Source organism: Streptomyces sp. ICBB 8177 (assembly GCF_003144095.1).
In the GTDB taxonomy this organism is placed as follows: domain Bacteria; phylum Actinomycetota; class Actinomycetes; order Streptomycetales; family Streptomycetaceae; genus Streptantibioticus_D.
The window spans coordinates 539,634-550,923 of the sequence record NZ_NSKH01000023.1 but is presented as its reverse complement, the minus strand read 5'-3'; the positions used below and the strand labels follow the sequence as shown (position 1 = coordinate 550,923).

The window sequence follows — 11,290 nt, the reverse complement described above, 5'->3', positions numbered from 1 at the left end:
GTCAGGTGGGGCTCGGACGCGCCCGGCTCGTGGGTTCCGCGCGCATCGGACGACGGATCGTGTTACGTGTTGTACATCACAAAAGGCGTGACGTGGACCTATCCGGGCAGGTGCTGGCGCGCCGGTGCCGACTCCGGGGCCGGACGCTCGCTCGACGGAGGTACGACATGCCCGATCTGTTCATCGGCGGCGAGTGGATCGCCGCCCTGGACGGGCGGACCCGCAAGATCCACTGCCCCGCCGACGGGACCCTGGTCGCCGAGGTGGACGAGGCGGGACCGAAGGACGCCGCGGCGGCCGTCGCGGCGGCCCGGGAGGCCTTCGACCACGGGCCGTGGCCACGCACCACCCCCGCCGAGCGCGCGGCCCTGCTGCTGCGGGTTGCCGACCTGCTGGTGCGCGACAAGGACGCGCTGGCCAGGGCGGAGTCGCTGGACACCGGCAAGCGGCTGGTGGAGTCCGAGTACGACATGGACGACATCGCCAACTGCTTCCGCTACTTCGGCAACCTGGTGGGTGCCGGAGGCGCGGAACGCGTGGTGGAGACCGGCGACCCCGCGATCGACAGCCGGGTGGTCCACGAACCGGTCGGCGTGTGCACGCTGATCACCCCGTGGAACTACCCGCTGCTCCAGACCGCCTGGAAGGTCGCCCCGGCACTCGGCGCGGGCAACACCTTCGTCCTCAAGCCGAGCGAGCTGACCCCGCACACCGCGATCATGCTGATGCGGCTGCTGAAGGAGGCGGGCCTGCCGGACGGCGTGGCCAACCTGGTCCTGGGCACCGGCGCCGAGGCCGGTGCGCCGCTGACCGAGGACCCCCGAGTGGACATGGTGTCGTTCACCGGCGGACTCGCGACCGGGCGGCGCATCATGGCGGCCGCCGCCCCCACGGTGAAGAAGATCGCCCTGGAGCTGGGCGGCAAGAACCCCAACATCGTCTTCGCCGACGCCGACTTCGACACCGCGGTGGACTACGCCCTGATGGCGGTCTTCCTGCACTCCGGTCAGGTCTGCTCGGCGGGCGCCCGGCTGCTGGTGGAGGACTCGCTGCACGACCGCTTCGTCGACGAGGTGGTGGCGCGCGCCTCCCGGATCCGGCTGGGCGGCCCGTTCGACCCGCAGGCCAGGACCGGTCCGCTGATCTCGGCGGCGCACCGCGAGAAGGTCGAGGCGTACGTGGCGGCCGGGGTCGCCGAGGGCGCGGTGCTGCGGCTGGGCGGCGCCCGCCCGGACGACCCGGCGCTCGCGAACGGCTTCTACTACCCGCCGACCGTGCTGGACGAGTGCACCGCCGGGATGTCGGTGGTGGCGCAGGAGTCGTTCGGGCCGGTGCTGACCGTGGAGCGCTTCCGGGACGAGCAGGAGGCGGTGGCGCTGGCCAACGCCACGGAGTACGGCCTGGCGGGCGCGGTGTGGACCACCGACGAGGGGCGGGCCCGCCGAGTGGCGTCGGCGCTGCGGGCGGGAACCGTGTGGATCAACGACTTCCACCCGTACGTGCCGCAGGCCGAGTGGGGTGGGATGAAGCAGTCCGGCGTGGGCCGCGAACTCGGCCCCTCAGGCCTGCACGAGTACACCGAGGCCAAGCATGTGTGGCGCAACACCGGCCCCCAGCCGCAGCGCTGGTTCGAATGAGCCGGCGCGCCTCACCGGTACCGGCCCGAGCCCGCTCCCCGCGAGCGGGCTCGTCGGCTGGGTGATCCGTCCCGGCCCCGGTCCGTCGGCGGCCGCACCCCGCACCACCCCAGGAGAAACGTTTATGCCGCCCCATCCGCCGACCGGCCCGCTGTCCGGCCCCACCGAGGCGTCCGACGACGACGCCCTCACCGAGCTGGGCTACAAGCCGGAGCTGAAGCGCACCCTGGGCAACTTCCACACCTTCGCCGCGGGCATCAGCTACATCTCGATCCTCACCGGCACCTTCCAGCTGTTCTACTTCGGCGTCAGCTTCGGCGGACCGGCCTACTGGTGGTCGTGGCCGATGGTGTTCCTCGGCCAGCTGATGGTCGCGCTGTGCTTCTGCGAGCTGGCCGCCCGCTACCCGGTCGCCGGTTCGGTCTACAACTGGTCCAAGCGGATGGGCGGACCGCACGTCGGCTGGCTCGCGGGCTGGATGATGACGGTGGCGACCATGGTCTCGCTCGCCGCTGTCGCGCTCGCGTACCAGCTCACGCTGCCGCAGATCTCCAGCGTCTTCCAGATCGTCGGGAACGGCACCGGCAAGTACGACGCCGCCGCCAACGCCGTGCTGCTGGGCACGATCCTGATCGTCTTCACCACCCTGGTCAACGCGTTCGGCGTCAAGCTGATGGCGACCATCAACTCCGGCGGGGTGTTCGTCGAACTGGTCGCCGCCGTGGTGCTGGTCGTCCTGCTCGCCGCCCACATCACCCGCGGGCCCAGCGCGATCGTGCAGACCCACGGACTCGGCAACGGCCAGACGCTCGGCTACCTGGGCGCGTTCCTGACCGCGTCGCTGGCGTCCGCGTACGTGATGTACGGGTTCGACACCGCCTCGTCGCTGGGTGAGGAGTCCAAGGACCCGGCGCGCAACGCCCCGCGGGCCATCCTGCGCGCGCTGGTCGCCTCGTTCGTCCTGGGCGGGCTGATCCTGCTGTTCGCCCTGCTGGCCACGCCGAACCTCAGCTCCCCGCAGCTCGCCGAGCACGGACTGCAGTACGTGGTGAAGGCGACGCTGGGCTCGACCATGGGCCAGGTGATCCTGTGGTGCGTGGTCATCGCCATCACGGTGTGCGCGCTGTCGGTGCAGACCGCGGGGCTGCGGCTGGCGTTCGCCATGGCACGCGACAACAACCTGCCCGGCGGAACCCATCTGGCCCGCGTCAGCCCCCGGTTCAGGACGCCGGTGCTGGCGACCTGCCTGATCGGCCTGGTGGCGATCGCCATCCTGGTGGTCAACATCAAGCAGCCGCAGATCTTCTCGGTCGTCACCAGCATCGCCATCGTCATGATCTACGTGGCCTACCTGCTGGTCACGCTGCCCATGCTGGTGCAGCGGCTGCGCGGCGGCTGGACCCCGGCCCCGGGACGCTTCTCGCTGGGCCGCTTCGGACTGCCGGTCAACGCGCTCGCGGTGCTGTGGGGCACCGCGATGACGGTGAACCTGCTGTGGCCGAGGGCGTCGGTCTACAACGCCACCGGTCCGCAGCACTGGTACCTGCGCTGGGGCGGCGTGCTGTTCGTGGGCGTCGTCGCCGCCGGAGGCTTCGCCTACTACTGGTTCGTGCAGCGCAGGCACACCGGTGTCCTGGCCGAACACGCCCTGGGCGGCGGCCCGTTCGGTGAACCCGACACGGCGCACGGCGCGCCCTGAACCGCCCCGCGATCCGTGGGAAGACGACCGACTGCTACAGGAGGAAAGTGACGTGGAGGAGTTCGACTACGTGGTGGTCGGCGGAGGCACGGCGGGCAACGTGGTGGCCGCGCGGCTGAGCGAGGACCCGGACGTGACCGTCTGCGTGCTGGAGGCCGGGCCGAGCGACGTGGGCGACGACAACGTGCTGCGGCTGGAGCGCTGGATGGGCCTGCTGGAGTCCGGCTACGACTGGGACTACCCGGTCGAGCCGCAGGCGAGCGGCAACAGCTTCATGCGGCACGCGCGCGCCCGGGTGCTGGGCGGCTGCTCCTCGCACAACTCGTGCATCGCGTTCTGGGCGCCGCGCGAGGACCTCGACGGCTGGGCGGCGGAGGGCTGTACGGGGTGGGGCGCGGACGACACGTACCCGCTCTACCAGCGGCTCGAGACCAACGACGCGCCCGGTGACCACCACGGCCGCTCGGGCCCGGTGAAGCTGCGCACCGTCGAGCCCAAGGACCCGTGCGGCGCGGCCCTGCTTCAGGCGTGCGAGCAGCAGGGCATTCCCACGACGACGTTCAACACCGGCCGCACGGTGGTCAACGGCGCGGGCTGGTTCCAGATCAACTCCGACGAGAACAACATCCGGCAGTCCTCCTCGGTCGCCTACCTCCATCCGATCCTGGGCAAGCGGCCCAACCTTCAGGTGCGCACCGGGCTGCGCGCCCGGCGGCTGCTGATCGACGAGGAGCGGCGCTGCACGGGTGTGGAGTACCTGGACCCGGACCTGGTGCACACCCGGTCGGTGCGGGCCCGCCGCGAGGTGGTCGTCTCCTGCGGCGCGATCGACACCCCGAAGCTGCTGATGCTCTCCGGCATCGGCCCGGCCGACCACCTGCGGGAGGTCGGTGTGGACGTCGTGCTGGACGCGCCCGGGGTCGGGCAGAACCTCCAGGACCACCCGGAGGGCGTCATCATGTGGGACGCCAAGCGGCCGATGGTGACCAGCTCCAACCAGTGGTGGGAGATCGGCCTGTTCACCACGACCCGCCCGGGTCTGGACCGGCCGGACCTGATGTTCCACTACGGCTCGATGCCGTTCGACATGAACACCTACCGGCGCGGCTACCCGACGAGTGAGAACGCGTTCTGCCTGACCCCCAACGTCACGCACGCGCGCTCGCGCGGCACGGTGCGGCTGCGCACCCGCGACTTCCGTGACAAGCCCCGGGTGGACCCGCGCTACTTCACCGACGAGGAGGACATGCGGGTCATGACGTACGGGCTGCGGCTGGCCCGCGAGATCGCGGCGCGGCCGGCGCTCGCGGAGTGGGCCGGCGCGGAACTGGCGCCGGGCCCCGACGTGACGACCGACGACGAGCTGCGCGACTACATCGTCACGACGCACAACACCGTCTACCACCCGGCGTGCACCGTGAAGATGGGCCCGGACAGCGACCCGAACGCCCCGCTCGACCCCCGTCTGCGGGTGCGCGGCGTACGCGGCCTGCGGGTCGCGGACGGCTCGGCCATGCCGGAACTGGTCACCGTCAACCCGTGCATCACCACGATGATGATCGGCGAGAAGTGCGCCGACATGATCAAGGAGGACGCCCGGGCCTGACGACGGCGGTCCGCACCGCGCGGTGGCGGGGGCGGCGTTGGCCGCCCCCGCCACGGTCGTTCAGGAGACGTCCACCCAGTCCAGGGTGCGCTCGACGGCCTTCTTCCAGCCCGCGTAGCCCTCGTCGCGCTGTTCCTCGGTCCACTGCGGTTCCCAGCGCTTCGACTCGTGCCAGTGTTCGGCCAGTTCCTCCTTGGTGCGCCAGAAGCCCACCGCGAGACCGGCCGCGTAGGCGGCGCCCAGTGCGGTGGTCTCGGCGACGACCGGACGGCTGACGGGGACACCGAGGATGTCGGCCTGGGTCTGCATGCACAGGTCGTTGGCGGTGACGCCGCCGTCGACGCGCAGCACGTCGAGGTGGACACCGGAGTCCTGTGCCATCGCCTCGACCACGTCGCGGGTCTGGTAGCAGATGGACTCCAGCGTGGCGCGCGCCAGGTGGCCGTTGGTGTGGTAGCGGGCCAGGCCCACGATGGCGCCGCGCGCGTCGGAGCGCCAGTAGGGCGCGAACAGGCCGGAGAACGCCGGGACGAAGTAGATGCCGCCGCTGTCGTCCACGGTGCGGGCGAGCGTCTCGCTCTCGGCGGCGTCCCGGATGGCGCGCATCTGGTCGCGCAGCCACTGCACGGCCGAGCCGGTGACCGCGATCGAGCCTTCGAGCGCGTAGACGGCCGGTTCGTCGCCGAAGCGGTAGCAGACCGTGGTGATCAGTCCGTGTTCCGAACGCACCGGCTCCGTCGCGGTGTTGAGCAGCAGGAAGTTGCCGGTGCCGTAGGTGTTCTTCGCCTGGCCGCGCGCGAAGCAGACCTGGCCCACGGTGGCGGCCTGCTGGTCGCCGAGCACACCGGTGATGGGAACGGGGGTGTTCAGCGGGCGGCTGGTGCGCGAGGTGCCGAACGCCTCGGGGTGCGAAGAGGAGTTGATCTTCGGCAGCATGGCCCGCGGGATGCCGAACAGGCCGAGGAGTTCGTCGTCCCAGTCCAGCGTCTCCAGGTCCATCAGCATGGTGCGGCTGGCGTTGGTGACGTCGGTGGCGTGGATGCCTCCGTTGGGTCCGCCGGTGAGGTTCCACAGCACCCACGAGTCCGTGGTGCCGAACAGCGCGTTGCCCTCCTCTGCGGCCTTGCGCAGGCCATCGACGTTCTCCAGCATCCACTGGAGCTTGCCGCCGGAGAAGTAGGTGGCGGGCGGCAGGCCCGCGCGGCGCCGGATCAGGTCGCCGTGCCCGGCCCGCTCCAGTGCGGAGACGATGCGGTCGGTGCGGGTGTCCTGCCACACGATGGCGTTGTGGTACGGCTGCCCGGTGCGCGGGTCCCACACCACCGTGGTCTCACGCTGGTTGGTGATGCCGATGGCGGCCAGGTCGGAGGCGGAGATGCCGGCGGCGCGCACCGCGTTCTGGATGGCGACGTTGGTGCGTTCCCAGATCTCCACCGGATCGTGCTCCACCCATCCGGGGCGCGGCAGGATCTGGTCGTGTTCGAGTTGGTGCTTGGCCACCTCGTTGCCATCGTGGTCGAAGATCATGAAGCGACTGCTGGTGGTGCCTTGGTCCACCGCGCCGACGAAGTCCGCCATGGCTCGCTGCCTCCCTGGGGGCGAGAGGCGGGCGACGGTGCGCCGCCCGTCTGCCTTGCAACGGCTCACTCCGCCGCCCGGCGGCCTTGATGTCACCCACGACGGAGCCACCACCATCATCGTCCGGGCCACGAGGGTTGGCCACCCGGCCGTTGCGGGACGAGGAACGACGACCCGGCGCGACGGTGGTCTGCGCGCTCGGCGGGCACGACGAGGCCGCGGAGGCGGCCTGGTCGAGGGCGCGCTGCACCGGCTGCTGCCTGGTCGCGACGGACCTCACCGGTTCACCGTGCGGCGCGCCCAGGCGTCAGTCGTGGCCCCTGGCCAGGGTGCCGGCGGCGGTCTCGATGCGCTGCGCCAGCTCCACGTCGGCGTCGGACAGCCCGCCCTCGCTGCTCAGGGTGAAGTGCAGGGTCCGGCCCCGGATGTCGATGTCGGGGTGGTGGTCGAGCTTCTGGGCCTCGACCACGATCTTCTGCACGATGTGGACCGCCGTGGGGAAGTCGTAGGCGTCGATGGTGCGGCGCAGCGTGCCACCCTCGCGCCGCCAGTCCACGAGGTCGTAGTGGGACATCCTCTTGGCGACCTCATCGTCGTCGAGCAGCCTGGTCACGTTGCCACCTGCCAATCGCAGTACGCCGCGGTCCGCAGCTTTCGGAAGTCATTGTCCGCCGCGCGCGCTCTTCACGCGCGGGGTGGCGGGCACCCGGGTGAGCGTCCGGGCCGGGCGCCGACCGGTCGTGATGTCCATCGTTTCCCGGGTACCCGCCGGGCATGCGCGCCGTCGTCATCAACTGCACTCTCAAGGCGACGCCCCAGCTGTCCGCCACCGAGGCGCTGGCCGACGTGGTCGCGGACTCCCTGCGGGAACGCGGCGTCGAGGTGTCGGCGTTCCGTGCCGCCGACCTCAGCCTGCCGTCGGGCACGGCCACCGACATGGGCGGCAGCGACGCCTGGCCCGGGGTGCACGACCTGCTGACCGGCGCCAGCGTCCTCCTCGTGGCCTCGCCCGCCCGCCTGGGGCGCCCCTCGTCGCTGGCCTGGCGGGTGCTGGAGCGCATGTCCGCGATGCGCTCCGAGACCGGTGAGGACGGCCGCCCGTTGGCGTACGACCGGGTCGCGGGGGTCGTCGCCACGGGTGAGGAGGACGGCGCCCGCCACGCCGCGTGCGGGATCTGCGGCGCGCTCGCCGACATCGGCTACACGATCCCGGGCCACGCCTGGATCCACGCGCCCGGCGACCCGCGTGAGGCGGCCAGGGACCGCCCCAGAGCGCTCCGGGCCGCCGGGGCGCTCGCGGCGAACCTCGTGACCACCGCACGGGCCCTGGAGGCACATCCCCTGGAGCGACCGCCTTCCTGAGCACCGCGGCCGCGCGGACGCTCGCGTGCGGGCCGCCGCCGTGGGCACCGTCTTCGTGACGCGGGCCCCATTGCCGGTGGACGACGGCGACCGCGGCCGCCCGTGAACGGCCGCGGTCGCGGGGCCGGCTCAGGCGTGGTCGCGGAACTCGTGCGGACGGCGCCGGTGGCCGCGGGCCACCTCGGGCGGCGGCTGCGGCGGCTCCTGCGGTCCGTGCGGCAGGGAGTCCTGGTGCCCGGGGCCGTGGTCCGGCGGCGTCTGCTCGCCGTACTCCTGCCTGGTGTGCCAGGCACCGGCCCTGAGCTGGGGTTCCTTCGGCACCGGGGGCTCGCGGCGGCGCAGACCCAGCACCACCGCTCCGATGAGGATGATGACCGCGAGGCCGCCGAAGACCAGCATCGGCCAGATGCCGTCCAGGTCCTGCGCGGCGAGGTTCACGCTGAGTGCCTTCATGCCGAGCGCTTACCCGGCCCGGTCCGGATGATTCGGACATCCCCCGGTCGGCTCATCCGCCGGGCCTGCGACCGGTTTGCGGGGGCCCTCCACCGGTCAGACGGTAGAACGGACAGGCGCGTGCGAGGCGCCGCGCTCGGCTCGGCGGCGGTCCGGCACCGCCGATGACGGAAGGCTTGGGGTGTCATGAACCACGCGACCGAAGACCGCGCACCGGCCGACCGGCTCCCGGACGACGACGTGATCGCCATCCTGCTGGAGCAGCACGCACGGGTGCGGGAGCTGTTCGGCGCCGTGCTGGGGGCGGAGGACGAGACGGACAAGCGGCGGCTCTTCCACGAGCTGCGCGCCACGCTCGCGGTGCACGAGGCGGGCGAGGAGATGGTGCTGCGCCGCGCGTCCTGCAAGTGCGTGGGATCCGACGTGACGGAGGCCCGCAACGAGGAGGAGGAGCACATCACCAGGGCGCTCGCGGACCTGGAGGTGTTCGACGTCTCCCGGCTGGAGTTCGACCCGGCGCTGCGGCGGCTGGAGCGGATGGTCTCGCACCACGCCGAGATGGAGGAACGCGAGGAGTTCCCGCAGGTCCTCGAAGGGTGCACGCCCGAGCAGCGCCGTCACATGGGGCACCGGCTGCGCACCGTGGAGAAGTTCGCGCCGACCCGCCCGCACCCGGGGGTGGTCGGCTCGGCCGCTTCCCAGTGGATGATCGGGCCGTTCGCCTCACTGCTGGACCGGGTGAAGGACGCCATGGAGGGCCTCGGCCGCGCGTGACCCGAGGGATCACCGGCAGCGGGCACCGGCGGACCTGGAGGCCGCCGGTGCCCGCGTGTGCGCGAGGTGTTCACCGACGACACGGCACCGCGGCGCCGCTCACCTCTCGCGCGGTATGCCGCGCGGCCTGCCGCGACCGCGGGTGAGCGCGTAGCCGCCGATCCCGGCCAGGGCGGCGAGGACGGCGCCGCCCGCGCTCCACAGCCAGCGGGCCGACCACCAGGTCGACGACCAGCCGCCGGACGGCACCACGGAGGCCGACTCCCCGGGCACCAGCGGGGTCACCGACCCGTCGGCCGCGGCCGAGCCGCCCGCGTCGGAGGCGGTGGCCTCGACGGCCGCCTGGACCGGCAGGCCCAGGTCCGTCTGGGCGATGTCCGTCGCGGTGAGCCGGATGTAGTACGCGCCGCGCAGCGGGTCGTTCGACCAGGTGTCCGCGTACGACTGCACGGTGCGCAGCGTGCACGACAGCTCGACGCTGGTGGCGCCGGGGTCCGCCTGCCGCGAGGCCATGCCGTAGCGGCAGGGCTGGTGGCGGCGCAGTCCGTCGTAGACGTCGATCTGCCAGGTGGACGCGGCGTGGGTGACCGAGGTCGAGGGGAAGGTGACGGTGGCCTTGACGGTGATGTCCTGGCCGGTGTCGCCGGGGAAGGCCCAGTACAGGTAGTCGCCGGTGGAGGCGTCGGCGGTGGCGCGTTCGCCCTGCTGGATCGCGGTGGCGGTACGGAAGTCGGTTCCGGCCTCGGTGGGCGGTCCTGCGCTCGCGCTCGCGGACGGGTTCGGGCTCGCGCTGTCGTCGGCGAGCGCGGGGGTGGCCGGGCCAAGGCCCAACAGCGCCGCCGTCAGCAGCGCGGCACCGGTTCCGGCGATCGGGGTCGGTCGAGCGGCACGCATCAGTTCGTCCTCCAGATCGCGACGCGCCAGCGGGAGAGCCAGCCCCACAGCACGCCGGCCATGAACCCGGTGAGGGTGAGCAGGCCGAGCAGCCACCAGCCGTCGCCCAGCCCGAAGGAGGCGACGTCGGACGCCTGGTGCGGGGAGGCGACCAGGCCGATGGACAACTCGACGGGCAGGCCCGGGGTTGTCCTGACGGACGGCGGCGCGGAAAAGGAGTTCCCGACTTCCAGGCACACCGTCTCGGCCGTCGGCTGGTCGCCGGAGCCGGAGTCGGTCTTCGGCTTGGGGTAGCGCACCCCGGCGGAGACCATGTCGGTGCGGCCGCTGCCGGCTTCCGCGTCGCGGACGATCTCCCGCCCGTGCGTGGTGACCGCGCGCAGCAGCACCCCGTAGTCGGGGTCGACCGCCCGGTCGTCGGAGACGCTCACCGCGGCGCGCACTTCCCGGCCGGGGTCGACGTCGACCTTGTACCAGCGGTTCTCGGAGAACGTCTCGCGGTCGCTGTAGAGGCCGGGCCGCACGGTGGGCGCGTCGGCGCAGTCGGGGCCGCCCTGCACCGGCACCGGGTTGACGGTGGGGTCGGTGTCGCGCTGGACCAACTGCTGGACGCGGTTGGTCAGTTGCTGGCGGTGCTGCACAGTGGTGTACGTGCCGCCGGTCGCCTCGGCGATGCAGCTGAGCTGGTCGCGGGTGGTGGCGTCGGGGATCAGGCCGAGGGTGTCGATGGTCATGCCGACGCCCTGCGCCGCGATCTGCCGGGCGATCTCGCAGGGGTTGGTGGGCCCGCAGGTGTCCTCGCCGTCGGTGATCAGGACGATGCGGTGGCTGCCGGTGCCGCCCTTGAGGTCCTTGGCCGCGGCCAGCAGCGCGGGGCCGATGGGGGTCCAGCCGGTCGGGTTGAGGGTGGCGACCGCGGCCTTGGCCTGGTCCCGGTTCAGCGGCCCGACGGGGTAGAGCTGGGCGGTGTCGCGGCAGCCGACCCGGCGGTCGTTGCCCGGGTAGTTGGCGCCGAGGGTGCGGATGCCGAGCTGGGTGTCGGCCGGCGTGGAGTCCAGCACCTCGTCGAACGCCTGCTTGGCCGCGGACATCCGCGACTGGCCGTCGATGTCCTCGGTGCTCATCGAACCGCTGACGTCCAGGACGAGTTCGACCTTGGGAGCCGCCTGGGGACCGGGTGCGTCGGCGGACGCCGGCGCGGGCAGCGCGCCGCAGGTCGCGACGGTGAGCAGGGCGGTGCCCAGCCAGGCCGCCAACCGCTTTCTTGTGATCATCGCCGGATGTTAT

The 11,290-nt window shown here is 72.2% G+C and carries 10 protein-coding genes; 5 read left to right on the top strand and 5 right to left on the bottom strand.

The annotated features are described in order from the left end of the window. Nucleotides 1–167 precede the first annotated feature (167 nt). The 3 genes from CK485_RS22880 (at nucleotide 168) to CK485_RS22870 (ending at nucleotide 4,942) form a co-directional block, all read left to right on the top strand. Nucleotides 168–1,637: an aldehyde dehydrogenase family protein gene (locus CK485_RS22880; protein ID WP_109453740.1), complete on the top strand. Its 1,470-nt coding sequence runs from the start codon at nucleotides 168–170 to the stop codon at nucleotides 1,635–1,637. Between the two features lie 124 nt (nucleotides 1,638–1,761). After that, nucleotides 1,762–3,336 carry an amino acid permease gene (locus CK485_RS22875; RefSeq protein ID WP_109453739.1) on the top strand — a complete coding sequence of 525 codons (1,575 nt, stop codon included), beginning with the start codon at nucleotides 1,762–1,764 and terminating at the stop codon, nucleotides 3,334–3,336. A 52-nt stretch (nucleotides 3,337–3,388) separates the two neighbouring features. After that, nucleotides 3,389–4,942, top strand: a complete 1,554-nt coding sequence (locus tag CK485_RS22870; RefSeq protein ID WP_109453738.1) for a GMC family oxidoreductase N-terminal domain-containing protein — start codon at nucleotides 3,389–3,391, stop codon at nucleotides 4,940–4,942. A gap of 60 nt (nucleotides 4,943–5,002) precedes the next feature. Here CK485_RS22870 and glpK read toward each other — a convergent pair whose 3' ends face one another. Further along, nucleotides 5,003–6,520 carry a glycerol kinase GlpK gene (gene glpK, locus CK485_RS22865; protein ID WP_109453737.1) on the bottom strand — a complete coding sequence of 506 codons (1,518 nt, stop codon included), beginning with the start codon at nucleotides 6,518–6,520 and terminating at the stop codon, nucleotides 5,003–5,005. Between the two features lie 307 nt (nucleotides 6,521–6,827). Further along, on the bottom strand, nucleotides 6,828–7,133 hold the full coding sequence (locus CK485_RS22860) for a 4a-hydroxytetrahydrobiopterin dehydratase (RefSeq protein WP_109453736.1): 306 nt from the start codon (nucleotides 7,131–7,133) through the stop codon (nucleotides 6,828–6,830). 161 nt (nucleotides 7,134–7,294) lie between these two features. Between CK485_RS22860 and CK485_RS22855 the strand changes: the two genes are divergently transcribed. After that, nucleotides 7,295–7,882, top strand: a complete 588-nt coding sequence (locus tag CK485_RS22855) for an NAD(P)H-dependent oxidoreductase (RefSeq protein ID WP_109453735.1) — start codon at nucleotides 7,295–7,297, stop codon at nucleotides 7,880–7,882. A 129-nt stretch (nucleotides 7,883–8,011) separates the two neighbouring features. Here CK485_RS22855 and CK485_RS22850 read toward each other — a convergent pair whose 3' ends face one another. Beyond that, a complete protein-coding gene (locus tag CK485_RS22850) occupies nucleotides 8,012–8,335 on the bottom strand; it encodes a DUF6479 family protein (RefSeq protein ID WP_109453734.1) in 324 nt (107 codons plus the stop codon). A 186-nt stretch (nucleotides 8,336–8,521) separates the two neighbouring features. Here CK485_RS22850 and CK485_RS22845 point away from each other — a divergent pair, with 186 nt between their 5' ends. Beyond that, complete coding sequence (locus CK485_RS22845; RefSeq protein WP_109453733.1) at nucleotides 8,522–9,109, top strand: hemerythrin domain-containing protein; 588 nt, start codon at nucleotides 8,522–8,524, stop codon at nucleotides 9,107–9,109. Nucleotides 9,110–9,208: 99 nt separating this feature from the next. On the opposite strand, the gene CK485_RS22840 is transcribed toward CK485_RS22845, so the two are convergent. Next, nucleotides 9,209–10,003 carry a hypothetical protein gene (locus CK485_RS22840; RefSeq protein ID WP_199239481.1) on the bottom strand — a complete coding sequence of 265 codons (795 nt, stop codon included), beginning with the start codon at nucleotides 10,001–10,003 and terminating at the stop codon, nucleotides 9,209–9,211. Continuing rightward, complete coding sequence (locus CK485_RS22835; RefSeq protein WP_109453732.1) at nucleotides 10,003–11,277, bottom strand: VWA domain-containing protein; 1,275 nt, start codon at nucleotides 11,275–11,277, stop codon at nucleotides 10,003–10,005. Before CK485_RS22835 ends, CK485_RS22840 begins: the two co-directional genes overlap by 1 nt. Nucleotides 11,278–11,290: the final 13 nt, after the last annotated feature.

Coding starts and splice junctions, on each gene's coding strand:
- CK485_RS22840 (WP_199239481.1), bottom strand. CDS start 10,003: ATGCGTGCCGCTCGACCGACCCCGATCGCCGGAACCGGTGCCGCGCTG.
- CK485_RS22835 (WP_109453732.1), bottom strand. CDS start 11,277: ATGATCACAAGAAAGCGGTTGGCGGCCTGGCTGGGCACCGCCCTGCTC.
- CK485_RS22875 (WP_109453739.1), top strand. CDS start 1,762: ATGCCGCCCCATCCGCCGACCGGCCCGCTGTCCGGCCCCACCGAGGCG.
- CK485_RS22850 (WP_109453734.1), bottom strand. CDS start 8,335: ATGAAGGCACTCAGCGTGAACCTCGCCGCGCAGGACCTGGACGGCATC.
- CK485_RS22855 (WP_109453735.1), top strand. CDS start 7,295: ATGCGCGCCGTCGTCATCAACTGCACTCTCAAGGCGACGCCCCAGCTG.
- glpK (WP_109453737.1), bottom strand. CDS start 6,520: ATGGCGGACTTCGTCGGCGCGGTGGACCAAGGCACCACCAGCAGTCGC.
- CK485_RS22880 (WP_109453740.1), top strand. CDS start 168: ATGCCCGATCTGTTCATCGGCGGCGAGTGGATCGCCGCCCTGGACGGG.
- CK485_RS22845 (WP_109453733.1), top strand. CDS start 8,522: ATGAACCACGCGACCGAAGACCGCGCACCGGCCGACCGGCTCCCGGAC.